Source organism: Micromonospora tulbaghiae, assembly GCF_900091605.1.
Lineage (GTDB): Bacteria > Actinomycetota > Actinomycetes > Mycobacteriales > Micromonosporaceae > Micromonospora > Micromonospora tulbaghiae.
Genome location: NZ_FMCQ01000005.1, coordinates 28,431 through 54,574 on the forward strand (window position 1 = coordinate 28,431; position 26,144 = coordinate 54,574).

Consider the following 26,144-nt stretch of genomic DNA (forward strand, 5'->3'; position numbering starts at 1 on the left):
GTCGCGAACAAGGACCGAGCCGTGAGCGTTCAGCCGGCGCTGTTCGGCGCCTCTGCCACGCCCGCGCCGCGCACCGCCGACGCCGGGCCCCGCTACACGCCGGTCGAGCTGGCCCGGCTGCTGCGGCTGCCCGCGCCCACCCGGGAACAGGCCGCGATCATCGCCGCGCCGGTGGAGCCGCTTCTGGTGGTCGCGGGCGCCGGCTCGGGCAAGACCGAGACGATGGCGGCGCGGGTGATGTGGCTGGTGGCCAACTCCTACGTGCGCCCCGAGCACATCCTCGGCCTCACCTTCACCCGCAAGGCGGCAGGTGAGCTGGCACACCGGGTCCGGACCCGGCTCGACCAGCTCATCCGGCGGCTCGGCCGGCAGGGGCGGGATCCGCACGACGACCCGCTGGCGGGCGAGCCGACCGTGTCGACCTATCACTCGTACGCCGGGCGGATCGTCACCGAGCACGGGTTGCGCGCCGGGTACGAGCCGACCACCCGGCTGCTCACCGAGGCGTCCCGCTGGCAGCTGGTCGACCTGCTGGTGCGCAACTACGACGGCGACATGTCCGAGGTGGACCGGATGCCGTCGACCGTCACCGACGCCGTGCTGGCGCTCGCCGGTGAGCTGGACGAGCACCTGGTCGACCCGGACGAGCTGGCCGCCTGGACCGGCCGGTTCTTCGCCGACGTGCAGTCCCGCCCGGGCCGCGTCTACGCGGACGTCCGCAAGGCGCTCCAGCTCCAGCGGACCCGGCTGAAGCTGCTGCCGCTGGTGCGCGCGTACGCCCGGCGCAAGGACGACTTCGAGGCGATGGACTTCGCCGACCAGCTCGCCCGCGCGGCCCGGGTGGCCCGCGACCACCCCGGCGTCGGGGTGATCGAGCGGGACCGGTTCCGGGTGGTGCTGCTCGACGAGTACCAGGACACCAGCCACGCCCAGGTGGTGCTGCTCAACGCGCTGTTCGGTGGCGGCCACCCGGTCACCGCCGTCGGCGACCCGTGCCAGTCCATCTACGGCTGGCGCGGCGCCAGCGCCGGCACGCTCGACCGGTTCCCCACCGAGTTCGGCCGTACCGACGGCAGCCCGGCTGACGTGCTCAGCCTGACCACGAGCTGGCGCAACCGGCCGGAGATCCTCGGCGTCGCCAACACGCTCTCGGTGCCGCTGCGGGCGGCCGGCGCGCGGGTGCCGGAACTGCACGCCGCGCTCAGCGTCCGCGATCCGATCCCGCACCGCACGCCGGGCGGGCAGGCCGGCGGCACCGTGCACTGCGCGCTGCTGGAGACGTACGCCGACGAGGCCGACTGGATCGCGGACAGCGTGCTGGCGGCCTGGCGGGGGGCGGCCGGGATGCCGGGCGCGCTGCCCGAGCACATCCCGGCCGACCGCCGCCCCACCACTGCGGTGCTGGTGCGGCTGCGCAGCCAGATCCCGGCGATCGAGGCGGCGTTGCGCGCCCGCGGGCTGCCGGTCGACGTGGTCGGCCTGGGCGGGCTGCTGGACACCCCGGAGGTGCGGGACGTGGTGTGCACGCTGCGCGTGCTGGCCGACCCGACCGACGGGGCGGCGCTGCTGCGGCTGCTGACCGGCGCGCGCTGGCGGATCGGGCCGCGTGACCTCGTCGCCCTGCACCGCCGCGCTCGCGCGATCGCCCGCGGGCGCCGGGAGCTGACCGGCGACGAGGGCCCGGAGATCACCGTGGACGCGCTGGACGAGGCCACGCTCGTCGAGGCGCTGGCCGACCTGGGGCCGGCGCAGGCGTACTCGGCCGAGGGCTTCGCGCGGCTGCGCTCGTACGGGATGGAGCTGGCGCTGCTGCGCTACCGGCTCGACCAGTCACTGCCGGAGCTGATCGCGGACATCGAGCGGACCATCGGGCTCGACGTCGAGGTGGCGGTCCGCGCCGGCCGGGACGGCGCGGGCGACGCCGGGCTGGCCCGTGCCCACCTGGACGCGCTCGGCGACGTGGCGGCCCGGTTCAGCGGCGAGACGCCCGGCGCCACGCTCGCCGGTTTCCTCGCCTACCTGGCCGCGGCCGAGGACGAGGAGCGCGGGCTGGCGCCCGGTGAGGTCGAGGTGGTGGCCGGCGCGGTGCAGGTGCTCACCGCGCACGCCGCGAAGGGCCTGGAGTGGGACGTGGTGGCGGTGGCCGGGATGACCCGGGGCGTCTGGCCGGGGCCGGTCCGCAACTCCGACCACTGGCTGGGCGGGCTGGGCGTGCTGCCGTTCCCGTTGCGCGGCGACGCGGACGGGCTGCCCGAGCTGGCCCTGCCGGAGGCTGAGGACCAGCGCGGGGTGGCCCGGGCACTGACCGAGTTCACCGACGCGTGGCGGGCGCACGACGAGCGGGAGGAGCGCCGGCTGGCGTACGTGGCGGTGACCCGTCCCCGCCGGCTGCTGCTTTGCTCCGGCTACTGGTGGGGCGAGGGGACCAAGCGGTTCCGCGGCCCGTCGGTGTTTCTGCGCGAGGTGCACGACGCCTGCCTGGCGGGTGCGGACGGGCACGTGGTGGACGCGTGGACGCCCGAGCCGGCCGGGGACGCGGTGAACCCGACCACCGAGACGGTGCTGCGGGCCGAGTGGCCGGCCGACCCGCTCGGCGCCCGCCGGCCGGCGCTGACCGAGGCAGCGGCGCTGGTCCGCCGGCACCTGGCCGACCCGGAGACGGCCCGCCGGGAAGCGGCAGTGCTCGCCACCAGCGGAGCGGCTGAGGACGCCGAGGTGGCCCGCTGGCGGCGCGAGGCCGATCTCCTGCTCGCCGAGCGGGCGGAGCTGGCCCGGCAGGCCGAGGCGGTCGAGGTGGAGTTGCCCGGCCAGCTCTCGGTGACCCAGCTCGTGGCGTTGCGCCGCGACCCGGAGGCGCTGGCCCGGACGCTGCGCCGCCCGATGCCGACCGAGCCGAACCCGTACGCCCGGCGCGGCACCGCGTTCCACGCCTGGCTGGAGCAGCGCTTCGGCGCCGACCGGCTGCTCGACGTGGACGAGTTGCCCGGCGCGGCGGACGAGGACGCGGCCCCGGACGAGGCGCTCGTCGAGTTGCAGGAGCGCTTCCTGGCCGGCGAGTGGGCCGACCGGGTGCCGGTGGAGGTGGAGGTGCCGTTCGCCACCGTCATCGCCGGGGTGGTGATCAGGGGGCGGATGGACGCCGTGTTCGCCCGGCCGGGCGGGCGTTACGACGTGGTCGACTGGAAGACCGGGCGGCAGCCGGCCGGCCGGGAGGCCGACGCGGCGGCGGTGCAGCTGGCGGTCTACCGGCTGGCCTGGGCGGAGCTGGCCGGGGTGCCGGTGGAACGGGTCGGCGCCGCGTTCCACTACGTGCGGGACTCCGCGAACGTTCGTCCGGCCGACCTGCTCGACGCGGAAGGGCTGGCCGCCTTGGTGGCCGCCGTGCCGGAAATCCCGGGGGATCTCCCGCGGCGCACGAATCCGTGATACGTTGAACGGGTTGCAGTTTTGGTTTCCAGAGACTCTGTGTGCGCCTGGCGGATTGTGGCCCCAGGCGCTCTTTGTTGTGTCCGGAGTTCTCCGGGCGGGGCGACCAGCAGCGACAGGCACGCCGCGTATTCCACGCGCGGGGTGCTCCTCTCCGGCCCGCAACACGTGCGGGCCGACCGTTCCGTCAAGGAGACGAAACACATGGCAATTGGCACCGTCAAGTGGTTCAACGCTGACAAGGGCTTTGGCTTCATCACCCCGGACGACGGCGGCGCCGACGTCTTCGCCCACTTCTCGGCGATCCAGACCTCCGGCTACCGGAGCCTGGACGAGAACCAGCGGGTCGAGTTCGAGGTGACCCAGGGCCAGAAGGGCCCGCAGGCGGAGAACATCCGCCCGCTCTGATCTTCGGATCAACCGGCACCACCACCGCGCCCTCTCGGGCGCGGTGCACGGGCCGGCCCGCCTCTGCTGGGCCGGCCCGTCCCTTCGGTTCGTGCTTGTGACCACCGGTGACGCCGGTGACGCGCCGTCTTCCGGCGCCCTTCCTCGACACGTGCCGCCTCGAGGAAGGCTTTTCGCATGACCACGACCCTGCCCACGTTCGCCGCCACCGGCCTGGCTCCGGCGCTCATCTCCGAGCTGGCCGCGCAGGGCATCGCCGCGCCGTTCCCGATCCAGACGGCCACGATCCCGGACTCGCTGGCCGGCCGCGACGTGCTCGGCCGGGGCCGTACCGGCTCCGGCAAGACGCTCGCGTTCGGGCTGCCGCTGCTGCACCGTACGGCCGGCCGCCGGGCCCGCCCGGGCCGCCCGCTCGCGCTGGTGCTCGTACCCACTCGGGAACTGGCCGCGCAGGTCACCGCCGCGCTCGTCCCGTACGCCGCCGCCCTCGGGCTGCGCTGCGCGACAGTGGTCGGCGGGCTCTCGCTGACCCGCCAGGCGGCCGCGCTGCGCGCCGGCGCCGAGGTGCTGGTGGCCACGCCGGGCCGGCTGCACGACCTGATCGACCGCGGGGACGCCCGGCTGGACCAGGTGACCATCACCGTGCTGGACGAGGCCGACCAGATGGCCGACATGGGCTTCCTGCCGCAGGTGACGAAGCTGCTGGAGCAGGTCGCCCCCGGTGGTCAGCGGATGCTCTTCTCGGCCACCCTGGACCGTGGCGTGGACCGGCTGGTCCGCCGCTTCCTGGCCGACCCGGTGACGCACTCCGTCGACCCGGGCACCGCCACCGTCACCGCGATGACGCACCACGTGCTGCACCTTGAGGCGGACGACAAGCAGGCCGCGCTGGCCCACATCGCCGCCCGCGAGGGCCGCACCATCGTCTTCATCGCCACCAAGCACCGCGCCGACCGGGTGGCCCGGCAGTTGCTCGCCAAGGGCGTACGCGCCGCGGCGCTGCACGGCGGTAAGTCGCAGCCGCAGCGCACCCGCATCCTGGAGCAGTTCCGCACCGGCCAGGTCACCGCGCTGGTGGCCACCGACGTGGCGGCCCGGGGCATCCACGTCGACGGGCTGGACCTGGTGGTCAACGCCGACCCGCCCGCCGAGGCCAAGGACTACCTGCACCGGGGTGGCCGGACCGCGCGGGCCGGCGAGTCGGGCACCGTGGTCACCCTCGTCCTGCCGGAGCAGCGCCGCGACGTCGCCCGGCTGATGAGCACCGCGGGCATCAACCCCAAGACCACGCGGGTACGCCCCGGCGACGGTGAGCTGAGCCGGCTCACCGGCGCCCGGGAGCCGTCCGGCGTCCCGGTGACCATCACCGCGCCCGCCGCCGCGCACCCCGCCCCGGCGACCCGCCCTCGCCGGCGCCCGCGCCGCCGCTGACCGCAGCCCGCGTCCGACCGGCCCTCCGTCTGGCCGGTCTCGCGTCTGTGCGGGCCGCGCCCGAGCGGCCTCGCGTCCGGCCAGCCTGCGTTGTCCGGGCCGGCCCCGCCTGACCGGTTCGCCTCCGATCGGGCCGAGCGTTCATTCCTGAGTCGGGAATCAGTCGATGTTCGGTCGGCTGCCCGACTGTGCGTCCGCCGCGTGACGGTGATGCTGTCGCGCGGAGAACCGGTCGGGGGGTCGGCCGGGCGTGGAGGGAGCGGTCATGGCGGGGGACGCCGGCTCAGGCGGAGCGCGGGAAGTGCTGCTGGTGCTCGCGGTGGCGGGCGCCGGCCTGGCGCTCGCCGCGGTGGCCGCGTTCGGGCCGTGGCAACCGTCCGGCGACGGCCCGCAGGACCGTGGCGCCGCCCGCAGCTTCACCCCCGGGATGAGCGCCCCGCAGGCCCAGTAGCGGCCCGGAAAGGGGCGATGCCCGGACTGGCCGGCCGCCTACGATGCGACGGTGGACTCTTCGGTGACCGTTCGCGGGGGCCGGGTCGAGGACGCCGCCCGGATGGCACGTGTGCATGTCCGGTGCTGGCAGGAGACGTGCGCTGTGGGTCGCCGACCCCAACCCCCGTGCCCAGGCGTTCTACCGCAGGCACGGCTTCGTGGCCGACGGCACGATCCAGGTTCAGGACGGTGTACGGGAGATCCGCATGGTCCGCGACGGGCAGGTGCGGCCGCCGGCACCGTGACCGGACGAGCGTCAGGGTGCCGCGGCCCTGTCGCTCAGCAGGTCGGCGAGCGTGGTCCGGTCCACGACGAGGGCGATCGCGCCGTCCACCGCCAGCCACACGTCCCGCAGGCCGGTGGCCACGCCGTGGTAGCCGGCCCGGTCGGCGGGGATGCCACGGACGCTCGTGATCGCGCCACCCACCGCGCGCAGCACGTCGCCCACACTGATCTCGTCCGGCGGGCGGGTCAGCGCGTACCCGCCCTCGGTGCCGCGATGGCTGTGCAGAAGTCCGGCCCGGCGCAGGTCGAGCAGAATCCCCTGGAGGAAGCTGAGCGGGATGTCCTGGCTCTCGGCCAGGCTCGCCGCCTTGACCAGCTCGCCGCCGCCGGCCGCCGGGTCGCCAGTGGTCCCGGCGACGTCGGCGACGGCGAGCATGGCCCGGAGCGCGTAGTCGGCGCGCGCGGAGATGTACACGACGTCAGTTGCCGGCCTGGTCCAGCACGCCCCAGCGGCGGCGGATCGCCTTGTCGGCGGCCCCGAACGCGGTGTCCACGAGCAGACCCACCACCAGGATGACGATCATGATCGCCATCAGGCGTGGCGCCTCGCTCAGCTCGCGCGCGTACGTGAGCTGAGCGCCGATCGAGGTGCGGGTGGCGATGACCACCAGCAGCTCACCGGCCATCAGGCTGCGCCAGGCGAACGCCCAGCCCTGCTTGAGTCCCGCCACGATGGCGGGGAGCGCGGCCGGCGCGATCACGTACCGGTAGAGGTTGAGCCCGCGCGCGCCGAGGTTGCGGCCGGCGCGGACCAGCAGCGGCGGCACGTAGTCCACGCCGTGGATGACGCCGTTGGCTACCGACGGCGCGGCGCCGAGCACCACCACGAAGAAGATCGCCTGCTCGCTGAGCTGGAACAGCAGGATGGCCAGCGGGAACCAGGCGATCGACGGCATCGTCTGCAACGCGGTGATCATCGAGCCGAGCGCGGCCCGGAGCACCTTGACCCGGGCCACGCCCAGGCCGAGCAGCAGGCCGACCGCGACCGCGGCGGCGAAACCGACCGCCGCCCGCCGGGCGGTGGTGGCCAGGCCCTCCCAGAGCGCCGAGCTGAGCAGGTACTCCCCGAGGTCGCCGAAGACCACTGCCGGGCCGGGCAGCGCCCACGGCTCCTTCCACCCGGACCAGACCACCGCCTGCCAGATCGCCACCGCGAGCGCGAGCGCGGCGAGCTTCGGCCAGGTGGCCGACCACAGGCGGCGTACCCGGGACGGGCCCTTCTCCCGGCCGGCGATCTCCAGCGCGTCGAGGCCGGAGATCTCCGCGTCGGCCCGCGCCGATGCGGACAGGGTGTCACTGGCCATGCCGGCCCACCTCCTTGCGCAGCCGGTCGGTGACCTCGGCGGCGATGGCCGAGACCTCCGGCGAGTCGATCCGCCGGGGGCGCGGCACGGCGACCTCGGTGGAGTAGATGATCCGGCCGGGCCGGCTGGAGAGCAGCACGATGCGGTCGGCGAGCCGGGCCGCCTCGCGGACGTTGTGCGTGACGAACAGGACGGTGAGCTTGCGCTCGGTCCAGATCCGCTCCAGCTCGTCGTGCAGGATGTCGCGGGTCATCGCGTCCAGCGCGCCGAACGGCTCGTCCATCAGCAGCACCGGCGTCTCGAGCGCGAGCGTGCGGGCCAGCGCGACCCGCTGCCGCATCCCGCCGGAGAGCTGGTGCGGCCGCTTACGGCCGAACTCGGACAGGTGGACCGTGCGCAGCAGCTCGGACACCCGCTCCTTGCGCTGGTCGCGGGGGAGTCCGCGCAGCTTCAGCGGCACCTCGACGTTGCCCTCGACGGTGAGCCACGGGAACAGCGCCGGCTCCTGGAACATCAGTCCCGGGTTGACGCCCTCGCCCAGCTCGATCGCGCCGCCGCTGGCCCGGTCCAGTCCGGCGACCAGGTTGAGAAGCGTGCTCTTGCCACAGCCGGACGCGCCCACCATGCAGACGAACTCGCCCGGAGCGACGTCCAGCGACAGCCCGTCCAGCGCCAGGACCGCCTGCTCGCCCTGGCCGTACACCTTCGTGACGCCGCGCAGCGCGACCGAGCCGGTCGCGCTGCGCGGGGTCGTGCTGGTCGACGTCACGGCTGGCTGACCTCGGCCTTGCCCTGCGCCTTGAGCACCTCGTTGAGGTACTTCAGGTCGTAGAGGCCGTTCAGGTCGGCCGGCTGGGTGAGCCCGACCGCGACCGCGTGGTCCAGACCGGTCTTCAGCGACGACGGGATCGGGTCGTTGGTGAACTCCAGCGTCGGCCAGGCCTGCTTGATCAGCTTGAGGTCCAGCGGCTTGCCGGTGATCTTGCCGATGTGGTCGGAGATGGCCTGCTGCGCCTCGTCCGGCTTGGTGTTGACGAACTCGTTCGCCGCTACCTGGCCCTCGACCAGCTTCTTCACCACGTCCGGGTGCGCCTTGAGGAACTTGGTGCTGACCAGCAGGTTGGTGATGACGAACTTCTTGTCCGGCCAGAGGTCGCGCTCGTCGACGAGCACCTTGCCGCCGGCGTTCACCAGACGGGAGACGAACGGCTCGGGCACCCAGGCGCCGTCGATGGCGCCGCTGCCGAACGTCTCGATCGTCTGCGCGTTCTCCTGCGGCACGATCTTGACGTCGCCGCCGCCCTCCTTGGTCGTCTCCAGGCCCTTCTCCTTGAGCCAGAAGCGCAGCGCCACGTCCTGGGTGTTGCCGAGCTGCGGGGTGGCGATCTTCTTGCCGCGCAGCTGCTCCACCGAGGTGATGCCGGGCTTGACCACGAGCGCGGCGCCGCCGGACGCGGCGCCGGAGACGACCCGGACCGCCTCGCCCTTGGACTTGGAGAAGGCGTTCACCGTCGGGTTCGGGCCGATGTACGTGGCGTCGAGCGCGCCGGAGAAGACGGCCTCGATGGCGGCCGGGCCGGCGTTGAACGTCTTGGTGTCCAGCTTGACGTCGCTGCCGAGCTTCTCGGCGAAGATCCCCTTCTCCACGCCGACCACGGCCGGGGCGTGCGTGATGTTGGGGAAGTAGCCCAGGCGCAGCGTCACCGGGCCGGACGCGGCGCCGGCGTCGCTGTCATCGCCGCAGGCGGCGGTGGTGCCGAGCGTGGCCGCGCCGACAGCGGCCAGGGCCGCCAGGGTGGCCAGGCGGCGCAGGGGAAGCCCTCTCATCGAATGTCCAATCCGCAGTATTCCTACTTAGTTGGTAGGAAGAGTGGGCCAGCGGTCCGGCGGCGTCAAGCCCCGTTCCGGGGGCCGCCCCCCCGCGACCTGGGATTTCCCGAGAATTCCCACCTGTTCGGTGGAGAAAGCGTGGCCGGTCGGACAACCGCCGGCACCGCCGTCCGGTGGGCCGCGGCACACCGGCGGTAGAGCCGGTACCGAGGCGCTAATGTCGATCTCGTGCCGACGCGGAGAGCGAAGATCCCAGCGACGAAGTACCCGGTCGAACGGTTCACCCTCGACAACGGCCTGCGCGTGGTGCTCACGCCGGACCGCAGCGCCCCGGTCATCGGGGTGGCGGTGGTCTACGACGTCGGCATCCGCTCCGAGCCCGAGGGACGCACCGGGTTCGCCCACCTCTTCGAGCACCTGATGTTCCAGGGCTCGGAGAACCTGGAGAAGTTGGCTCACTTCCGGCACGTCCAGGGCGCGGGCGGGACGTTCAACGGCTCCACCCACCTGGACTACACCGACTACTTCGAGACGCTGCCCGCCAACGCACTGGAACGGGCGCTGTTCCTGGAGGCCGACCGGATGCGCGGCCCTCGGCTGACCGAGGAGAACCTGCGCAACCAGGTCGACGTGGTCAAGGAGGAGATCCGGGTCAACGTGCTGAACCGGCCGTACGGCGGGTTCCCCTGGCTGACGCTGCCCCCGGTGATGTTCGACACCTTCCCCAACGCGCACGACGGCTACGGCTCCTTCGTCGACCTGGAGTCGGCCACCGTGGCCGACGCCGCCGACTTCTTCCACCGCTACTACGCCAGCGGCAACGCCGTACTGGCGGTGAGCGGTGACATCGACGTGGCCGAGGCGACCACGCTCGTCGAGCGGCACTTCGGGGACGTGCCGGCCCGGCCCGCCCCGCGACGGCCCGACTTCGCCGAGCCCGACCTGACCGCCGAGCGGCGCAGCACGTACACCGACGCGCTGGCCCCGCTCCCCGCGGTGGCCGGCGCCTGGCGGGTGCCCGACCCGATCAGCGACTTCGCCGGCTACCTGCCGTACGTGGTGCTGGCCGAGGTGCTCACCGACGGCGACGCCTCCCGGCTGGTCGAGCGGCTGGTGCAGCGCGACCGGTCGGTCACCGGCCTCGGCGGGTACCTCGGCTTCATGGGCGACCCGTTCGACGTGCGCGACCCCACCGCGCTGCTGCTCCAGGCCCACCTGCCGCCCGGCGGCGACGTGGACAAAGTGCTGCGCACCGTCGACGAGGAACTGGACCGGCTGGCGACCGACGGGCTGACCGATGGGGAACTGGCGCGTACCCAGGCCCGGATGGCCACCCACCTGCTGCGCGACACGGACGCGGTGCTCGGCCGCGCGTTGCGGATGGCGGTGCTGGAACAGCAGCGCGGCGAACCCGGCCTGCTCAACGACCTGCCCCGGCTGGTCGGCGAGGTGACCGAGGAGCAGGTCCGCGCCGCCGCCGCCACCCTGCGGCCGGAGCGCCGCGCGTCCGTCGAGGTCGTCGCCGGAGGTGGGCGGTGAGCGCGAGGAGTGAGCCGGTTTTGCGAGCCCCGCAGTCGCGAACGGAGATGGCCCAGTGACTACGACTACCGTCCGGCCGCTGCCGGCGCTCGGCCCGAACCGCCGCCTCAAGGTGCCCAAGCAGGCCGAGCGCACGCTTGCCAACGGCCTCACCGTGATCGCGGTACGCCGCTCCTCGGTACCGCTCGTCGAGCTGCGACTGTGGATGCCGTTCGGGCGCACGCACCTGGCCCGCGGCGGGATGCTGGCGCAGACCATGCTCTCCGGCACCGAGGCGCACAGCGCCACCGAACTGGCGGCCGAGCTGCAGAAGGTCGGCGGCGGGCTGACCGCCGGTCTCGACCCGGACCGGCTGATGCTCTCCGGCGCGGGCCTGGTCACCGGCCTGGACCGGATGCTGGAGCTGCTCGCCGAGGTGCTCACCGGGGCGACCTACCCGGCCGACTGGGTGGAGACCGAGCGGGACCGGCTGGTCGACCGCATCCAGGTCGCCCAGAGCCAGCCGTCGCACCTGGCCCGCACCGCGCTGCTCAAGCGGGTGTACGGCCGGCACCCGTACGCGGTGCAGACGCCCGACCCGGACCAGGTCCGGGCGGTCCGCCCGGCCGCGTTGCGCCGGCTGCACGCCGAGCGGGTGCATCCGGCCGGCGCGGTGCTGGTGCTCGTCGGCGACGTGGCGCCGGAGCGGGCGCTGGACGCGGCCGAGCAGGCGCTGGCCGGGTGGCGCGGTGACGGCCACGTCGCCGAGCTGCCGCCCGCGCCGCCGCTGGAACCCGGTCCCCTGCTGCTGGTCGACCGGCCCGGCTCGGTGCAGTCCTCGGTACGCCTCGCGCTCCCCGCGGTGCCGCGTACCCACCCGGACCACGCCGCGTTGCAGCTCGCCAACCTGATCTTCGGCGGCTACTTCTCCTCCCGCTGGGTGGAGAACATCCGCGAGGACAAGGGCTACACGTACGGGCCGCACTCGCTCGTCGAGCACTCGGTGGCCGGTTCGCTGCTCGTCGCCGGGGCCGAGGTGGCCACCGAGGTCACCGCGGCGGCGCTGGTGGAGACGAACTACGAGCTGGGCCGCCTGGCGACAGTGCCGCCGAAGGCCGACGAGCTGGAGCAGGCCCGCCAGTACGCGCTCGGCACGCTCCAGCTCGGCATGTCCACCCAGGCCGGTCTCGCGTCGCTGACCAGCGCGTACGCCGGCAACGGGCTGCGGCTGGACTTCCTCGCCGAGCACGCCGCCCGGCTGGCCGCCGCGACTGTGGACGACGTGGCCGAGGTGGCCGCCCGCTACCTGGCCCCGGCCCGCGCGGTCACCGTCGTGCTCGGCGACGCCGAGCGGGTGGCCGACTCGCTCGCCGCGCTGACACCGGTGCGTACGGAATCCGCATGAGCGGCGAATCCGCCCCGCCGTTGGCCCGGTCGACGCTCGACCGGGCCGCGCACCGGCGTACCGATCCGGGCTGGCTGACCGAGGCGTGGGAGCGGGCCCGGGTGCTGGTGCTGGACTCCACCGTCGAGGGGCGGGCGCTGGTCCGGGGCGCGTCGGCTCCGCCGGAGCTGGTCCTGGTCGGCCCCGGTGAGCTGTCCGAGGTGCCCCGGTCGGTGCCGATGTTCCTCGGCGTCGAGCCGGACGGCGTACCCGTGTTCGCGGTGGACGGGCCGCTGCCGGCGCTTCCCGAGACCCGTCCGGCCCACCTGCGCGAGGTCGGCCACCTGATGACCGACCGGGACGCGGGCCTGTTCACCACCGCGCTGGCGCTGCTCAACTGGCACCTGCGGCACGGGTACTCGTCGACGACGGGCAAGGCGACGAGCGCCGACGAGGCCGGCTGGTCGCGGATCGATCCGGACGGCGGACGGGTCTGGCCGCGTACCGATCCGGCCATGATCGTGCTGGTGCACGACGGTGTGGACGGCCCGGACGGCCGCTGCCTGCTCGGCAACAACGCGGCCTGGCCGCGCACCCCGGGACAGCGCCGCTACTCCTGCCTCGCCGGATACGTCGAGCCCGGCGAGTCGGCCGAGGCCGCCGTGCTGCGCGAGGTCCGCGAGGAGGTGGGCGTCCCGGTCGAGGAGATCGCGTACGTGGGCAGCCAGTCCTGGCCGTTCCCCGGATCGCTGATGCTCGGTTTCCTGGCCAAGGCCGACGCGGACGCGCCGATCCGGGTCGACCTGGCCGAGATCGCGCACGCGCGCTGGTTCACCCGCCGGGAGATCGGCGCGGCGCTCGCGGACGAGCCGGTGCCGGTGGGCGGGGGAGACCGGCTGGTCCTGCCGCCGCCGTCGTCGATCGCGTTGTTCCTGGTGCATCGCTGGCTCGACGGCCACTGCTGACCGCCTGACCGGCCGCCGTCGCGGGTGGACGCGGCCCCGACCCGGACCGTCGTTGCCGCGACGGTCGCGGGCCGGGAACACGTGCCGTCGAGGCCGGGTGAGGCGGGAAAGCGGCGGGGGAGGCCGGTCCGGCCACGACGGACGTCAGCGTCCGGTCATCCACCGTGCCAGCGGTACGGGTGCCCGGGGGCGGGTTCATCGATCGGCAGCACCTTGACCCGGTGCCGGCCCGCGCGCACGGCCCCGACTGCGGACAGTGCGCGGGCGAGCAGGAGGGCGGCGTCCCGGTCCTCGGCGTGGACGACCTGTCGGCGGGGCTCCGGCGTGCACGTCTCGTCCCGCAGGCGACCCCCGCCCGCCCAGGCGGCGGCGATGTCGGCGTCGGCGGCGGTACGGATCTCGGTGCGGACGATCAGGAACCGCATGGTGTCCCCCGGACAATCGGCGGTTACACGCTGGAACTTCCACGTCACTCCCGCGTCATGTTACGCCGATGTGTCCGCCCGGCAAGGGGAACGCGCCAGCTCGACCGATCGGGCGATCCCAGGTCAGCACCCTTGTCGGGGATGGACGCGCGAGGGGCCGCCGGCTCGCGCCGACGGCCCCCCGTGGTTCGCCGGATCAGTCCAGATCGAACTGACCGCTCTTCGTGCCGGTGAGGAAGCCGAGCCATCCGGCCCGGTCGAACAGCAGGACCGGTCCGCTCGGGTCCTTGCTGTCCCGCAGCGCCACGGTCGCCGGCCCGGAACCGAGCGGCGCGACCTCCACGCAGTTGGAGGTCTGGCTGCGGGTGCTCTTGCGCCAGGCGGCGCCGGCGAGCCGTCCCGAGAGGGCGGTCGTGCTGGTGTGGGTCTCGTTCATGGTGCTTGCTCCTGGTGAGGTGCTCCGATGGGACCGAGCGACGCCGGAGCGCGGGCGGTGTCCGTGCCGGATCACCGTTCCGTGGTGAGGCGCCCCGAGTCCCGGCGCCGCTGGGTCGGCGCCGTTGCCGCCCCGTACGCCACCGTGGACTCGACTGCCGTGCCGGTCAGCCGTCCCGTCGCCTCGATCAACCAGGAGAGGGTGTCCGATGCGGAGAGTGCCGACGAGCATAGCCACTCGAACACCACTTTATAGCGATTTAGGGTGTTTACCTCGGTCGACATGACGTCGGTGAACCCACCTTCGATCGCGAGTGTCTCCGGATCGAGGGGATCGGCGAACCGGTAGACCGAGAACGCGGTCGGCGGAAGGTACCAGTCACCGACCCGGGTGTCCCGCAGAAGCAGACGCAGCGTCACGTTCGGCAGCAGCGCCATCTCGCACAGGTGGACGAGCTGCTCGTGCAGCACCTCCGGCGGCCCGGCCCGCCGGCCGAGCGCGGCCTCCTCCAGCACCACCGTGTAGCGGGGCACCTCGGGGGAGCGGGTCAGCAGCGACTGCCGGGCCTGCCGCGCGCGTACCTCGGTCTCGGGATCCTCGCTCTCCGGGTCGCCGGCCTCGGCGGCGACCTGCGCGGCGGACATGATCCGGTGCCGGGCGTACCCGGGCGTCTGCAACAGCCCCGGCACCAGCACCGGGTTGTACTCGGAGATCTCCGCGCAACCGGCCTCCAGCTCGGCGAAGGCGCGCTGCTGCTGGGTCATCACCGGGAAGTTGCGCAGCCAGCCGCGCATGTCGCCGGCCTCGTGGGTGATCCCGGTCAGTTCCGCGCGCTGCTCCTCGTCGGCGCCGTAAAGCGTCAGCAACACGTCCACGTCGTCCGGGTCGGGACGGCTGCGGCCGTTCTCCAGACGGGACAACTTGGATGCGGAGGCCCAGCCGATCCGCTCGATGACCTGGTCACCGGTCAGACCGGCCTGTTCGCGGAGCCGACGCAGCTCGGTGCCGAGTCGACGACGGCGCAGAATCGGGCCTGGTACGGCAGGAGGCACGGCGTCCTCTTTCCCGTCGACCGTCGCTTGACGCGACGGTAACTGTATGAAATTCGCCCCCCACGGTCAGTATGGACGGCGCGACCGGCGTCGGAGGTTCCGGCAAGGGCGTGTCACGAGACAAAAAGAGGACTGTGGAGGGCGTCTTCACCAGCGCCCGCCCCCGACGCGCCCTGGTGGCGCACCCCGCCGGAGGGAACCCATGCGCACCGTCCTGCGCCGCCCCGACTTCCGTCTGCTGTTCGCCGCGCTCGTCGCGAGCATGGCTGCGGAGTCGGTCCTGCTGCTCGCCCTGGCCGTCTGGGTCAAGGATCTGACCGGTTCGGACAGCATGGCCGGGGCGACCATCTTCGCGGTCATCGCGCCGATGGCGCTCGCCCCGCTCGTCGGGTGGGTGGTCGACCGCTACCGCAGGCGACCCTTCTTCATCGCCGCCAACCTGGTCGCAGCAGTGCTGCTCGGCCCGCTGCTCACGGTCCGGGACCGCTCCGACGTCTGGGTGATCTACGTGGTCGCCGCGCTCTACGGACTCTCGTACATCACCCTCACCGCCGTGCTCAACGGACTGATCCGGCAGCTGGTTCCGGCCGATCTGCTGGCCGACGCGAACGGGCTGCTGCAGACCGTCCGGCAGGGGCTGCGGCTGATCGGGCCGCTGGCCGGGGCCGGCGTCTACGCCGCGGTGGGCGGCTGGCTGCTGGTCCTGCTGGCCATGACCGGCTTCCTGACCGCGGCGGCGGTGGTCGGGCGGCTGCGCGTGGAGGAGGGCGCACCGTCGCGGCCCGGTCGTCGCGGGCCGTCCGAGCTGGGCGCCGGGCTGCGCCACCTGACCCGGGAGCCGGCGCTGCGCCGGGCGCTGCTCGGGTACGGGCTCGGCTCGCTGGTGATGGGCTTCACCGAGTCGCTGATCTTCGCGTACGTCGATCTGGGCCTGCACCGCGACGCCGCGTTCGTCGGCGTGCTGGTCATGGTGCAGGGCGTCGGCGGACTGGTCGGCGGCCTGTTCTCGGCCGCCGTGGTCCGCCGGTTCGGCGAGGTCGGCGCGCTCGCCGCGGGCGTCACGTTCTTCGGGCCGGCCGCGCTGGCGCTGGCGTACCCCCGGTTGTGGCTCGGGGTGGTGGCGCTGCTGCTGGCCGGCCTCTCGCTGCCGCTGACGATGGTGGGGTTGAACACGCTGATCCAGCGGCGGACTCCGCCGCGGCTGCTGGGCCGGGTGACCGCCGCGGCGGAGGCGCTGGTCAGCGGGCCGCAGGCGCTCTCCATCGGCACCGGCGCGCTGCTCGTCGGCGTGTTCGACTACCGGCTGCTGTTCGCCCTGGTGGGGGCCGTCACCACGGCGGCCGGCGTCTACCTGTGGCGGGGCCGTCGGCTGACCACGCCGGTCACCGGGCCGGTCCGGATCCCGGCGCCCCGGCGGCCGGCCGACGACGGGGTGCTCAGTCGCGGGGGGTCCTGAACGACGGCGAGCGGCCGCACCCGGATCGGGTACGGCCGCTCGTGGTGTCGCGGGCGGATCAGCCGGGCAGCGCGGCCAGGTGCTGCTTGACCTGCGTGATCGAGGGGTTGGTCAGGGCGCTGCCGTCGGCGAAGCGCAGCGTCGGGACGGTCTGGTTGCCGCCGTTGACGCTCATCACGAAGTCCGCGGCCGCCGGGTCCTGCTCGATGTCGACCACCTCGTACGCGATGCCCTCCCGGTCGAGCTGCGACTTCAGCCGGTGGCAGTAGCCGCACCACGGGGTGGAATACATCGTCAGCATGGTCTGGTCCTCCAAGGGGTGGCTCGCGCCCGGTCCGATCAGGCCAGGCTAACCGCTGCAACGTCACACGATGCTGGGATGATTCCCTGCTGTGGGCGTTCACTCAGCGGCGGAACGGGTGCTGGCCGGGCTGGATCCGGAGCAGCGCTCGGCGGTGACCGCCCCGGCCGGCCCGGTCTGCATCCTGGCCGGCGCCGGCACCGGCAAGACCCGGGCGGTGACCTCGCGGATCGCGTACCGGGCGCTGACCGGCGACATCGCCGGCCGGCATGTGCTGGCGGTCACGTTCACCGCCCGCGCCGCCGCCGAGATGCGCAGCCGTCTCACAGTGCTCGGGGTGCAGGGCGTGCAGGCGCGCACGTTCCACGCGGCGGCGCTGCGGCAGGTCCGCTACTTCGCGCCCCGGCTGCTGGCCGGGCGGGCCATGCCGGAACTGCTGGACAGCAAGGTGCGGGTGGTCACCCTCGCCGCCGCCAAGGTCGGCCTGCGCGCCGACCGGGCCGCCGCGCGGGACCTGGCCGCCGAGATCGAATGGGCCAAGTCGTCGCTGGTCGAGCCCGGGGAGTACGTGGTCGCCGCGGCCAAGGCGCTGCGCGAGACGCCGTACGAGCCGGCCCGGGTGGCCGACGTGTTCGACGCGTACGAGCGGCTCAAGCGCGGCAACGGGGTGATCGACTTCGAGGACATGCTGCGCGCCGCGGTCTGGGGCATCGAGGAGCACCCGGACGTGGCCGAGCAGGTGCGCAACCAGTACCGGCACTTCGTGGTCGACGAGTACCAGGACGTCAACCCGCTCCAGCAGCGGCTGCTGGAGGCGTGGCTGGGCGGCCGGGACGACCTGACGGTGGTCGGCGACGCCAGCCAGACGATCTACTCGTTCACCGGTGCCACCTCGTCGTACCTGGTCGACTTCCCCCGCCTGCACCGGGGCGCGACTGTGGTCCGGCTGGTCCGTGACTACCGCTCCACCCCGCAGGTCGTCGGGCTCGCCAACGCGGTGATCTCGCAGGCCCGGGGCGCCGAGGCGCGGCTGCGGCTGGAGCTGCACGGCCAGCGCCGGCCCGGCCCGGAGCCGGAACTGCGGATCTTCACCGACGAGCCGGCCGAGGCGAACGCGGTCGCGGCGCGCTGCCGGGCGCTGGTGGCGGGCGGCACCCCGGCGCGGGAGATCGCTGTGCTGTTCCGCACCAACGCGCAGTCCGAGGCGTACGAGAAGGCGCTCTCCGAGGCCGGGGTGCCGTACGTGCTCCAGGGCGCGGAGCGGTTCTTCGAGCGGCCCGAGGTACGCCAGGCGATGATCGCGCTGCGCGCCGCCACCCGGTCGGCCGACGCGGGAACCCCGCTGCCGGCCGCTGTCGTCGAGGCGCTCACCGCTGTCGGCTGGGCGCCCGACGCGCCCCCGCCCGGCGGCGCCGCCCGGGAGCGGTGGGAGGCGCTCGCCGCGCTGGTCCAGCTCGCCGAGGAGTACGCGGCGCAGCCCGAGGCGGAGCCGGGCCTGACCGGGTTCAATGAGGAACTCGCCCGGCGGGCCGCCCAGCAGCACGTCCCCACGGTCGAGGGGGTGACGCTCGCGTCGCTGCACTCGGCGAAGGGGCTGGAGTGGGACGCGGTGTTCCTGGTCGGGCTGGCCGAGGGCACGCTGCCCACCACGTACGCGAAGACCATGGAGCAGGTCGAGGAGGAACGGCGGCTGCTCTACGTCGGGATCACCCGCGCCCGGGAGTGGCTCTGGCTGTCGTACGCCACCGCGCGCTCGCCGGGCGGGCGGGCCCGGCGGCCCTCCCGGTTCCTGCCCCAGCTCGACCGGTCCGGCGGCGGTGAGCGGGCGGGCGGCGCCGGGCCGGCGCGGCGGGCCGAGCGGCGCCGGCCGCAGGTGGTCTCGTGCCGGATCTGCGGCGCCACGCTGCTCGCCGGCGCGGACCGGAAACTGGGCCGCTGCCCGACCTGCCCGTCGGACATCGACGAGGAGCTGTACGAGCGGCTGCGCGAGTGGCGGCAGCGGGTGGCGGGCGCGCAGAAGGTGCCGGCGTACGTGGTCTTCACCGACGCCACGCTCACCGCGCTGGCCGAGCGGAAGCCCGGCCGCACGGAGGAACTGGTGGCGATCGCCGGGATTGGGCCCCGAAAAGTCGGGCTTTATGGGGATACGGTGCTCGCCCTGGTGGCGGGCGCCACGGTGGACGACGTCTGCCCACAGAAAACTTCTGAAAAGTAGCCGTAAATCGTTTGCCCTCGCCCGAGGGCGAGGAATAGCCTCATGACACACCTCGCGAGCGGCGCCGTTCTGGCTGCTCAAAGGGGATGAGTCCACGGTCGGCACGAGGAGAGTAGGGAGGTGGCACCAATGGTGATCTTCACTTATGAGCGTCTTGCGGCGATGCCGTCTGCCGTCGCTCCGCTGTCGGCCGTCCGGGTGGCCCTCGCTGCTCGACCGTCGGCTCCGCAGGTGCACCAGGTCCAGGTTCAGGCCGAGCTGAACCTGACCGTTGCGCCGATCGCCGGAGTCGAGGGGACCAGTGGCTTCGCGGGCATGGGCATCGATGGCGCCAAGAAGCGCACGGATGTCCGCGGCGTTCCACCTCGAGGTAGACCGGTCTGATCCATCAGACACCGGCTCACCTCGAGGCCGCGGAACCCGCTACCGGGATCCGCGGCCTCAGTTTTTTGCCCCGCCGAAGTACGTCGGAATGCGATCCACGAGATCGAAGTGAGAGAGAGGTGACCGGAGGATGAGTCTGGCGTTGGCCCCACTCGACGTGAGCGTCGAGGTGGAGGCGAACCTGCCCTGCCGGAAGTTCGACCCCGACCTGTGGTTCTCCGACTCGCCCGCCGAGCTCGAGCTGGCCAAGTCGCTCTGCGGGGACTGCCCGCTGCGCGTCGAGTGCCTGGCCGGGGCGGTGGAGCGAGCCGAGCCCTGGGGCGTCTGGGGCGGCGAGATCTTCGAGCGTGGCGCGGTCGTCCCGCGCAAGCGGCCCCGTGGCCGTCCGCGCAAGGAGGACCTCGCCCGTGACGCGCAGCTCCGGGTCGAGGCGGAGGCGCGACTGGCGGCCAGCGGGCTGTCCGAGTCGCGTAACTCCGTCCGGCTGGCAGCCTGACACACCTACGTTCCGAAACCGACCGATGCCGGTGTCCCTCCACCGGCCGACCTGAGAGAGAAATTCTGATGCTGAACCTGCCGAACGGATTCGAGATGCAACTACTCCACGAAGCGTTGTCCAGGGCCCGAATGCGCCGGCCTCAGGCCGGTCGCACCACCACGAGCACTGAGGCAACCCGTTCCGCCCGTACCGTCGCCATGCGGGGTCGCAGCCAGTCGGCCCGCGACCTGGGCGTTCTGTAGAACGATCGCGTGAGGAAGGGGCGGTGACCGACAGGTCACCGCCCCTTCGCCGTTGCTGGCCCTGGAGGCTCAGGGCACCGGCGCGAAGCCTGGCAGCCACCGTTCCAGGATCGACCGGTAGGGCGCCTTCGCCTCCAACTGGCAGAGCACCCCGATCGAACCCAGCGTGACCCGGTGGATCATCAGGTACGACGGGGGCAGGTTGAGCTGCCGGCTGAGCTGGTAGGCGGGGGAGCGAGGGCTGGCCAGTCGGGTCGCCTCGCCGCGCAGCCAGGCCCGGGTGAAGCGGAACTCGTCGGCGGCGATCGGCTCCAGCATCGGACGGAGGAAGTCGAGCACCGCCGGGGCGTCGATCGACTCGGTGCGGCTGACGAAGCCCTCGGAGCGCAGCCCCTCCACCACCGCGTCGGCGTCCCCGCGCAGCGCCAGCGCCGCGATCCGGCCGATCGGCTCCGGCGTGCCCTGCGGCATCCGGGCCACCGCCCCGAAGTCGATCACACCGAGCCGGCCGTCCGGGAGCAGCCGGAAGTTGCCCGGGTGCGGGTCGGCGTGCAGCAGCCCGGCCCGCTCCGGCGCTGACAGGTGCAGCTCGGCCATCAACCGGCCGGCCTCGTCGCGCTGCTCCTCGGTGCCCTCCCGGATGATCTGGGACAGCGGGATGCCCTCCACCCACTCGGTGATCAGCACCCGCGGCGCAGCGTCGAGCACCTCCGGGATGAAGATGTCCGGGTCGTCGGCGTACGCGGCGGCGAACGCGCGCTGCGACTCCGCCTCCAGTTCGTAGTCCAGCTCCTCGGTGATGCGCTCGCGCAGCTCGGCCAGGAGCGGCTTCACGTCCAGCCCCGGCTGGATGGCCCGGAACATGCCGCCGAGCCGGGAGAGCTGCTTGAGGTCGGCGAGCAGCGCGTCACCGGCACCCGGGTACTGGATCTTCACGGCGACGTCCCGGTGCTGTGGGCCGCCGTTCGGCCCGTACCCCGGGTCGCGCCAGACCGCGCGGTGCACCTGGCCGATGCTCGCCGCGGCGGCCGGGGTGTCGTCGAACTCGACGAACCGGTCGCGCCAGTCCGGGCCGAGCTGCTCGGCGAGCACCTTGTGCACTGTCGCAACCGGCAGCGGCGGGGCGGCCTCCTGGAGCTTGGTAAGCGCCTGCCGGTAGGGCGCGGCGACCTCCTCGGGCAGTGCTGCCTCGAACACCGACAGGGCCTGGCCGAACTTCATCGCCCCGCCCTTGAGCTGCCCGAGCACGCTGAACAACTGTTCGGCGGTGCGCTGCTGGATCTCGGCGGAGATGACGTCGGACGCGAGGCCGGTCACCCGCTTGCCCATGCCGAGGACGGTTCGACCGGCGAACCCGAGCGGCAGGGCGGCGAGTTTGGCGGTGCGGGACACGGCCCGGCGCGGGATGTCGGTCACCCGGCCATTGTTACTGACTCGGGGCCTCCGCTGCTGCCGTGCGGCGGGTAGCGGCCGGGGCCGACCGGATCGGGCGACGTCGGCAGCAACCGCAGGAGGGGTGTGGCGGCCACCGACGGTAGCGGATCCGGCCCGGACCGCGGATCTCCACCGCGCCTCCCAGCGTCTCCGGCTGGGTGCCGTCGAGCTGGGCCAGCACCTCGGCCGTCGCGAAGGCCGCCGCGGCGAGCCCGGTGGCGGCGGCGCAGGCCCGCTCGCCCCGGTCGGCGGCGAGCTGGGCGGCGAGCGCGGGCCAGTCCGGATCCCGGTCGCCGCGGTGCAGGTCGAGGCAGCGCAGGCAGGGACCGACGGGCGGGCGGACCAGCGGACCGACCACCGGTACGCCGCCGCGCAGGTCGAGCAGCAGGTGGGGCTGACGCCGGCGGGCGTACCCGGTGGCGAGCAGCTCGGCCGGACGGTCGACGCCGAGCTGCACCACGAGGTCCGGCCGGGTCGCCCGAGACGGGCCGGTGACAGTTCCGGGCGCACACCGCTCCAGCGCCGCGCGTACCGCCGGAGCCAGCGGCCGGCCCAGCTCCGCCGCGGTCAGGCCGGTTCCGACCAGGTCACCGGCACCGACCGGACCCGCCAGATCGGGTACGACGTGCCCGACGCCGGCCTGTGCCAGCGCGACGGCGACCGCCGCGCCGAGTCGTCCCGTTCCGGTGACCAGCACCCGGGCGGTACGGCGGCGGCGCAGCAGCCGAGCCGGTGTGCCGGGCAGGTCGGGCGACGCGAGCGCGAGCGCGGTGGCCTCGGCGGCCAGCCGGGCCCGGGCCGCTCCGGCCAGGTCACGGGGGAGCAGGGCCTGTGACGGCACCACCAGCCCGGCGTCCCGGAGCGTGTCGAGCAGGGCGCGTGCCTCGTCGGGCGGAACCCGGGCGGTGCCCGCCTCGGCCAGCACGGCGCGTTCGCTGCGGGTGCCGTCGAGCAGGTCGAGCAGGCGGGCCGTCCCCGGCGAGGACATCTCCAGCAGCACCGCGCGGCCGGGCGACTCGCCGAGCTGGAGCGTGTGCCGGTCGCGCCAGAGCCGGGTCAGGCCGGGCAGCAGGACGGGACGGACGAGCGGCGTCGGATCGGTCACGCCACTGATCGTGACCGTCTCCACTCGTTCCGTCGCTCGTTGTCCACAGGTGCGGCGAGCCGTGGCCAGCGTTGTCCACAGGATCTCGCCGGTTTTCCACAACCAGCCGGTAACTCTGTCGGCTACCCGACCGGGGAGGGCGGCCGACAGCCGCCCTCCCCGGGTCTGCCGTACGGGTCAGACCTTGGCCTTGCCCAGGATGCGGTTCACTGTTGTACCGCACACCGGGCACTTGCCCTTGGCCATGTTCATGCCGGTCTTCGAGACCTCCACGTGCCCCTCGAAGTCCCGCTTCTCCTTGCACTTCACGCAGTAACCGTTGTAGGTCTGGGCCTGGTCGGCCACGGTAGCCTCCTCGTCTCGTCCGCCGGAGGTGTCCCGGCGGGTCTCCCTGCGGCGGCCCACGCGTGGCACCGGCGCCGGGGGTTCTCCGCGGTCAGTCGCCTGACCGTGGTTGGCGGACCCTACCCAGGTACGGGCGGTTCCATGTCAGCTGTGCGCCGACTCTGTGAGCAAGTCGACGTCGAGAGTGTGCATGCCGAGTAACGTCGGATAAGTCAGTTTCGCGCGGACACGCCGGGTGAAGCGCCCAGATCCGCTTCGTGCGGCCCCGCCGACTGTCGCTCGTCGTAGATCACTTAACGTGAACAGGGCCGGTCAGGTGATGGTCAGCTACCGTCGCAAAGAATTTTTTCCGGACTCCTGACAATCAACCGCCACTTTCCGGGCGCGTGTCGTCGTGTTGACTCTTGCGGAGTCCTGGTCAGTACGCATTAGCTTTCCATCGTGACAGTCAACCGAGGCTGCGCGGACCGGTAATGACCGTGACGCGGAAGCCCGTCGTCGAGGTGCGGCGCAGCCAGCGTCGGCGGCGCACGGTGTCCGCGTACCGGGACGGGGAGCGCGTCGTCGTGCTGATCCCCGACCAGTTCTCCCGGGCCGAGGAGAGCGAGTGGGTCGACCGGATGCTCGCCCGGCTCGCCGCCCGCGAGGGCCGGCTGGCCCGCTCGGACGCCGAACTGCTCGCCCGCGCCGCCCGCCTGATCGACCTCTACCTGACCGAATATGGGTCGGCCGCCGCGCCGGCGAGCGTCCGCTGGGTGACCAACCAGAACGGCCGCTGGGGCTCCTGCACGCCCGCCGACCGCACCATCCGGATCTCGCACCGGGTCCAGGACATGCCCGACTGGGTGATCGACTACGTGCTGCTGCACGAACTGGCGCATCTCATCGTGCCCAGCCACAACGCCGAGTTCTGGGCACTGGTCGCCCGCTACCCGAGGTCGGAGCGTGCACGTGGCTACCTGGAGGGCGTGGCCGCCACCGCCGCCATCCCCTGACCTCTGCCGTGCGTCGATCATGAAGTTGACCCGGCGTTTCGTCCACTTCGTCACCGCCAACCTCGTGATCGCGCGCGGGTCCGCGTGGGGGTGGGGTTAAGGTCGGCGAATGTCGCGACGTGTGGTGGTGGCGCTGCTCGGCCCGGTGACCTGGTCGCCGCCCGGAGTCGAGCCGGCGCGATGGCGTACCGCGCTCGCCGAGGACGTGGTCGACCTGCTGGCCACGCTGAACGAGGTGGAGACCGCAGTCGCGGTGACGGCCCAGGACCGATGGCTGGCCGACGCGGTGGTCTGGCCCGGCACCGCCGTGTACGAGGTGACCGAGCCGACGCCGAACGCGGTGTTCGCGGCGGTGGCAGCCGGGCGGCACACGTCGAAGACGGGCGGCTACGACCAGGTGGCAGTGGTGGCGGCGGATGCGCCGGACGTGCCGGGGCTGACGCTCGGCAAGCTGCTGCGGCCGCTCACCACCCGGCCGGTGGCGTTGGCCCCGGCCGAGGGAGGCGGAACCGGACTGCTGGGGGTGGCGGCGCGGCTGCCCGTACCGGCGTGGCTGCCGGCGCTGGACCTGGACACGACCGAGCCGGCCGAGGTGCGGCGGGCGGCACCGAGCCCGGGGGACGTGGCGGTCACCGCAGGCTGGCGCCGGATGCGCGGCCCGGCCGACCTGGCCGCCCTCGATCCAGCGGTCGAGGGCTGGGAGACCACCCGCGCCCTGCTGTCCGGCCGCCCCGTCTGACACCCGTCGACGCGACGATCTTGGAGTTGTGGCACCTGACAAGAGCCGCACTCAGGACATCCTGGGCGCCACAACTCCAAGATCGACGGGATGGGCGCGGTCAGCGCTTGTCGTCGTCCTCGCCCGGGGACTTCTCCTCCGGGGCGCCCGGGGCGGAGAAGTCGAAGTTCGCCAGCTCGTCGTCGAGATCGGTGCTCGTCGTGGCGAACGCCTCCGGTGCGGCGAAGTCGTCGTCGGAGGGCAGCAGGTCCGGGTGGCCCCAGACGGCGTCCCGGCCGGCGATGCCGCGGTGCTCGGTCAGCGCCGCCCACAGCACCGTCGCCTCACGCAGGCGGCGGGGCCGCAGTTCGAGGCCGACGAGCGCGGCGAACGTCTGCTCCGCCGGGCCACCCGCCGCGCGGCGACGGCGGAACGCCTCGCCGAGGCGTACGACGTTGGGCAGGCGGTCACCGGCGGCGCTGTCGACGACGTGGCAGACCCAGCCCTCGACCAGGGCGAGCACGGTCTCCAGCCGAGCCAGCGACGCCTTCTGCGCGGGCGTGTCCTCCGGCGTGAAGATGCCCTCCAGCGCGATCGCCTGCATCGACTCCGGGTCGGTCGGGTCGACCCGGCCCATCGCCTCCTCGATCGCCTCCCGGTTGACCCGGATGCCCGCGGCGTAGTTCTCCACCGCGGTCAGCACGTGCCCGCGCAGCCACGGCACGTGCTGGAACAACCGCTGGTGGGCGGCCTCGCGCAGGGCCACGTAGAGGCGTACCTCGTCCTCGGGCAGCTCCAGGCCCTCGCCGTACACCTTGATGTTGGCGGGGACGAGCGCGGCGGTGCCGGCGGGGCCGAGCGGCAGGCCGATGTCACCGGCGGAGAGCACCTCGGCGGCGAGCGAGCCGAGCGCCTGGCCGAGCTGGCCGCCGAAGAGGGCGCCGCCGAGCGTGGCGACCATCGACTGCATCGGGCCGAGCTGGGCGCGGGCCTCCGGCGGCACCAGGTCGCCCATCGCGCCGACCATCCGGCTGGCCACCGGGTCGCAGAGCTTGCGCCACACGTCGAGCGTCTTGAAGATCCACTCGTTGCGGTTCCAGGCGACCGAGGTGCGGATGCCGGAGGGCCACGAGGTCGCCGGCTCCAGCCAGAGGTCGGCGATGCGCAGCGCCTCCTCGACCGCGTTGCGTTCGAACGGCGACACCGCCGGGTCGCCGGCGGCGGCGAGCTGGCTGGCGGCCACCTGCCGGGCGAGGTCCCAGTTGACCGGCCCGCTGCCCGGCGCCGAGAGCAGGTGCTGCAACTGCGACATGAACTGCTGCATCGCCGCGGGATCGTTGGGGTCTGGTGGTTGACCACCCGGGAGCGCGAAGCCGAACGGAATATCAGGCACGACGTCTACGGTACGCGGGCCGCGCCGCAGGTCGTGCCAGTCGGCGTTGCGCTGAGGGCGAAGTCCTCGGGTCACCGCGCCGGGCGGCGGGGTGCGGATCG

At 73.4% G+C, this 26,144-nt stretch carries 25 protein-coding genes and 1 pseudogene; 14 read left to right on the forward strand and 12 right to left on the reverse strand.

What is annotated here, in order from left to right; translation table 11 throughout:
• The first annotated feature begins 21 nt into the window (after window positions 1-21).
• The 5 genes and pseudogenes from GA0070562_RS16120 to GA0070562_RS29975 all read left to right on the forward strand — a co-directional run bounded on the left by GA0070562_RS16120 (window position 22) and on the right by GA0070562_RS29975 (window position 6,002).
• Entirely contained in the window at window positions 22-3,426 is a 3,405-nt protein-coding gene (locus GA0070562_RS16120) for an ATP-dependent helicase (RefSeq protein ID WP_091422152.1), read from the forward strand.
• A 204-nt stretch (window positions 3,427-3,630) separates the two neighbouring features.
• A complete protein-coding gene (gene cspE, locus GA0070562_RS16125) occupies window positions 3,631-3,834 on the forward strand; it encodes a transcription antiterminator/RNA stability regulator CspE (protein ID WP_013288421.1) in 204 nt (67 codons plus the stop codon).
• A 177-nt stretch (window positions 3,835-4,011) separates the two neighbouring features.
• Window positions 4,012-5,416, forward strand: a pseudogene (locus GA0070562_RS16130) (DEAD/DEAH box helicase).
• Window positions 5,417-5,530: 114 nt separating this feature from the next.
• Window positions 5,531-5,716, forward strand: a complete 186-nt coding sequence (locus GA0070562_RS16135; RefSeq protein WP_091422159.1) for a hypothetical protein — start codon at window positions 5,531-5,533, stop codon at window positions 5,714-5,716.
• 115 nt (window positions 5,717-5,831) lie between these two features.
• Window positions 5,832-6,002 carry a GNAT family N-acetyltransferase gene (locus tag GA0070562_RS29975; RefSeq protein WP_225853322.1) on the forward strand — a complete coding sequence of 57 codons (171 nt, stop codon included), beginning with the start codon at window positions 5,832-5,834 and terminating at the stop codon, window positions 6,000-6,002.
• Between the two features lie 11 nt (window positions 6,003-6,013).
• On the opposite strand, the gene GA0070562_RS16140 is transcribed toward GA0070562_RS29975, so the two are convergent.
• The 4 genes from GA0070562_RS16140 to GA0070562_RS16155 are packed head-to-tail and all read right to left on the reverse strand — an operon-like array spanning window position 6,014 to window position 9,173.
• Window positions 6,014-6,457 carry an RrF2 family transcriptional regulator gene (locus tag GA0070562_RS16140; protein WP_091422161.1) on the reverse strand — a complete coding sequence of 148 codons (444 nt, stop codon included), beginning with the start codon at window positions 6,455-6,457 and terminating at the stop codon, window positions 6,014-6,016.
• Between the two features lie 4 nt (window positions 6,458-6,461).
• Window positions 6,462-7,346 carry an ABC transporter permease gene (locus tag GA0070562_RS16145; RefSeq protein ID WP_030503657.1) on the reverse strand — a complete coding sequence of 295 codons (885 nt, stop codon included), beginning with the start codon at window positions 7,344-7,346 and terminating at the stop codon, window positions 6,462-6,464.
• Entirely contained in the window at window positions 7,336-8,115 is a 780-nt protein-coding gene (locus GA0070562_RS16150) for an ABC transporter ATP-binding protein (protein ID WP_091422165.1), read from the reverse strand. The genes GA0070562_RS16145 and GA0070562_RS16150 overlap by 11 nt, the downstream gene beginning before the upstream one ends.
• Window positions 8,112-9,173, reverse strand: coding sequence for an ABC transporter substrate-binding protein (locus GA0070562_RS16155; RefSeq protein ID WP_091422170.1), 1,062 nt, complete (start codon window positions 9,171-9,173; stop codon window positions 8,112-8,114). Before GA0070562_RS16155 ends, GA0070562_RS16150 begins: the two co-directional genes overlap by 4 nt.
• A gap of 231 nt (window positions 9,174-9,404) precedes the next feature.
• On the opposite strand from GA0070562_RS16155, the gene GA0070562_RS16160 reads away from it, so the two are divergent.
• Genes GA0070562_RS16160 through nudC form a run of 3 tightly spaced genes read left to right on the forward strand, consistent with a single transcriptional unit; the run spans window position 9,405 to window position 13,043 of the window.
• Entirely contained in the window at window positions 9,405-10,715 is a 1,311-nt protein-coding gene (locus GA0070562_RS16160; protein ID WP_091422175.1) for a M16 family metallopeptidase, read from the forward strand.
• A gap of 55 nt (window positions 10,716-10,770) precedes the next feature.
• The gene (locus GA0070562_RS16165) at window positions 10,771-12,099 is read left to right on the forward strand and encodes a M16 family metallopeptidase (protein WP_091422181.1); all 1,329 of its coding nucleotides are present in this window, start codon (window positions 10,771-10,773) and stop codon (window positions 12,097-12,099) included.
• Window positions 12,096-13,043, forward strand: coding sequence for an NAD(+) diphosphatase (nudC, locus tag GA0070562_RS16170; protein ID WP_091422184.1), 948 nt, complete (start codon window positions 12,096-12,098; stop codon window positions 13,041-13,043). Before GA0070562_RS16165 ends, nudC begins: the two co-directional genes overlap by 4 nt.
• Window positions 13,044-13,198: 155 nt before the next feature.
• Here nudC and GA0070562_RS16175 read toward each other — a convergent pair whose 3' ends face one another.
• The 3 genes from GA0070562_RS16175 to GA0070562_RS16185 all read right to left on the reverse strand — a co-directional run bounded on the left by GA0070562_RS16175 (window position 13,199) and on the right by GA0070562_RS16185 (window position 14,956).
• Window positions 13,199-13,468, reverse strand: a complete 270-nt coding sequence (locus GA0070562_RS16175) for a hypothetical protein (protein ID WP_091422188.1) — start codon at window positions 13,466-13,468, stop codon at window positions 13,199-13,201.
• A 196-nt stretch (window positions 13,469-13,664) separates the two neighbouring features.
• On the reverse strand, window positions 13,665-13,904 hold the full coding sequence (locus tag GA0070562_RS16180; protein ID WP_091422192.1) for a DUF397 domain-containing protein: 240 nt from the start codon (window positions 13,902-13,904) through the stop codon (window positions 13,665-13,667).
• Between the two features lie 71 nt (window positions 13,905-13,975).
• On the reverse strand, window positions 13,976-14,956 hold the full coding sequence (locus GA0070562_RS16185; RefSeq protein WP_091422195.1) for a helix-turn-helix domain-containing protein: 981 nt from the start codon (window positions 14,954-14,956) through the stop codon (window positions 13,976-13,978).
• A gap of 202 nt (window positions 14,957-15,158) precedes the next feature.
• Between GA0070562_RS16185 and GA0070562_RS16190 the strand changes: the two genes are divergently transcribed.
• Window positions 15,159-16,412 carry an MFS transporter gene (locus GA0070562_RS16190; protein WP_091422199.1) on the forward strand — a complete coding sequence of 418 codons (1,254 nt, stop codon included), beginning with the start codon at window positions 15,159-15,161 and terminating at the stop codon, window positions 16,410-16,412.
• Window positions 16,413-16,470: 58 nt separating this feature from the next.
• Here the strand turns inward: GA0070562_RS16190 and GA0070562_RS16195 are convergent, their stop codons facing one another.
• Window positions 16,471-16,713, reverse strand: a complete 243-nt coding sequence (locus tag GA0070562_RS16195) for a mycoredoxin (RefSeq protein ID WP_091422205.1) — start codon at window positions 16,711-16,713, stop codon at window positions 16,471-16,473.
• A 91-nt stretch (window positions 16,714-16,804) separates the two neighbouring features.
• Between GA0070562_RS16195 and GA0070562_RS16200 the strand changes: the two genes are divergently transcribed.
• The 3 genes from GA0070562_RS16200 to GA0070562_RS16210 all read left to right on the forward strand — a co-directional run bounded on the left by GA0070562_RS16200 (window position 16,805) and on the right by GA0070562_RS16210 (window position 19,808).
• Window positions 16,805-18,928 (forward strand): ATP-dependent DNA helicase UvrD2, encoded by a 2,124-nt coding sequence (locus tag GA0070562_RS16200; protein WP_091422210.1) that lies wholly within the window; start codon window positions 16,805-16,807, stop codon window positions 18,926-18,928.
• A 129-nt stretch (window positions 18,929-19,057) separates the two neighbouring features.
• On the forward strand, window positions 19,058-19,312 hold the full coding sequence (locus GA0070562_RS16205; RefSeq protein WP_091422214.1) for a hypothetical protein: 255 nt from the start codon (window positions 19,058-19,060) through the stop codon (window positions 19,310-19,312).
• Window positions 19,313-19,442: 130 nt separating this feature from the next.
• Complete coding sequence (locus GA0070562_RS16210; RefSeq protein WP_091422217.1) at window positions 19,443-19,808, forward strand: WhiB family transcriptional regulator; 366 nt, start codon at window positions 19,443-19,445, stop codon at window positions 19,806-19,808.
• A gap of 314 nt (window positions 19,809-20,122) precedes the next feature.
• Here the strand turns inward: GA0070562_RS16210 and GA0070562_RS16215 are convergent, their stop codons facing one another.
• The 3 genes from GA0070562_RS16215 to GA0070562_RS29980 all read right to left on the reverse strand — a co-directional run bounded on the left by GA0070562_RS16215 (window position 20,123) and on the right by GA0070562_RS29980 (window position 22,937).
• Complete coding sequence (locus GA0070562_RS16215) at window positions 20,123-21,469, reverse strand: ABC1 kinase family protein (protein WP_091422220.1); 1,347 nt, start codon at window positions 21,467-21,469, stop codon at window positions 20,123-20,125.
• Between the two features lie 10 nt (window positions 21,470-21,479).
• Window positions 21,480-22,592, reverse strand: a complete 1,113-nt coding sequence (locus GA0070562_RS16220) for a TOMM precursor leader peptide-binding protein (RefSeq protein WP_139135464.1) — start codon at window positions 22,590-22,592, stop codon at window positions 21,480-21,482.
• A gap of 177 nt (window positions 22,593-22,769) precedes the next feature.
• Window positions 22,770-22,937: a DUF5679 domain-containing protein gene (locus tag GA0070562_RS29980; protein WP_007464795.1), complete on the reverse strand. Its 168-nt coding sequence runs from the start codon at window positions 22,935-22,937 to the stop codon at window positions 22,770-22,772.
• Between the two features lie 473 nt (window positions 22,938-23,410).
• Here GA0070562_RS29980 and GA0070562_RS16225 point away from each other — a divergent pair, with 473 nt between their 5' ends.
• Window positions 23,411-23,932 carry a M48 metallopeptidase family protein gene (locus GA0070562_RS16225; protein WP_091422225.1) on the forward strand — a complete coding sequence of 174 codons (522 nt, stop codon included), beginning with the start codon at window positions 23,411-23,413 and terminating at the stop codon, window positions 23,930-23,932.
• 109 nt (window positions 23,933-24,041) lie between these two features.
• Window positions 24,042-24,671 carry a hypothetical protein gene (locus tag GA0070562_RS16230; RefSeq protein WP_091422228.1) on the forward strand — a complete coding sequence of 210 codons (630 nt, stop codon included), beginning with the start codon at window positions 24,042-24,044 and terminating at the stop codon, window positions 24,669-24,671.
• A 100-nt stretch (window positions 24,672-24,771) separates the two neighbouring features.
• Here GA0070562_RS16230 and GA0070562_RS16235 read toward each other — a convergent pair whose 3' ends face one another.
• Complete coding sequence (locus GA0070562_RS16235; RefSeq protein WP_091423230.1) at window positions 24,772-26,043, reverse strand: zinc-dependent metalloprotease; 1,272 nt, start codon at window positions 26,041-26,043, stop codon at window positions 24,772-24,774.
• Between the last annotated feature and the right edge of the window lie 101 nt (window positions 26,044-26,144).

Coding starts and splice junctions, on each gene's coding strand:
- cspE (WP_013288421.1), top strand. CDS start 3,631: ATGGCAATTGGCACCGTCAAGTGGTTCAACGCTGACAAGGGCTTTGGC.
- GA0070562_RS16135 (WP_091422159.1), top strand. CDS start 5,531: ATGGCGGGGGACGCCGGCTCAGGCGGAGCGCGGGAAGTGCTGCTGGTG.
- GA0070562_RS29975 (WP_225853322.1), top strand. CDS start 5,832: ATGTCCGGTGCTGGCAGGAGACGTGCGCTGTGGGTCGCCGACCCCAAC.
- GA0070562_RS16145 (WP_030503657.1), bottom strand. CDS start 7,346: ATGGCCAGTGACACCCTGTCCGCATCGGCGCGGGCCGACGCGGAGATC.
- GA0070562_RS16155 (WP_091422170.1), bottom strand. CDS start 9,173: ATGAGAGGGCTTCCCCTGCGCCGCCTGGCCACCCTGGCGGCCCTGGCC.
- nudC (WP_091422184.1), top strand. CDS start 12,096: ATGAGCGGCGAATCCGCCCCGCCGTTGGCCCGGTCGACGCTCGACCGG.
- GA0070562_RS16175 (WP_091422188.1), bottom strand. CDS start 13,468: ATGCGGTTCCTGATCGTCCGCACCGAGATCCGTACCGCCGCCGACGCC.
- GA0070562_RS16180 (WP_091422192.1), bottom strand. CDS start 13,904: ATGAACGAGACCCACACCAGCACGACCGCCCTCTCGGGACGGCTCGCC.
- GA0070562_RS16190 (WP_091422199.1), top strand. CDS start 15,159: ATGCGCACCGTCCTGCGCCGCCCCGACTTCCGTCTGCTGTTCGCCGCG.
- GA0070562_RS16195 (WP_091422205.1), bottom strand. CDS start 16,713: ATGCTGACGATGTATTCCACCCCGTGGTGCGGCTACTGCCACCGGCTG.
- GA0070562_RS16205 (WP_091422214.1), top strand. CDS start 19,058: ATGGTGATCTTCACTTATGAGCGTCTTGCGGCGATGCCGTCTGCCGTC.
- GA0070562_RS16210 (WP_091422217.1), top strand. CDS start 19,443: ATGAGTCTGGCGTTGGCCCCACTCGACGTGAGCGTCGAGGTGGAGGCG.
- GA0070562_RS16225 (WP_091422225.1), top strand. CDS start 23,411: ATGACCGTGACGCGGAAGCCCGTCGTCGAGGTGCGGCGCAGCCAGCGT.
- GA0070562_RS16230 (WP_091422228.1), top strand. CDS start 24,042: ATGTCGCGACGTGTGGTGGTGGCGCTGCTCGGCCCGGTGACCTGGTCG.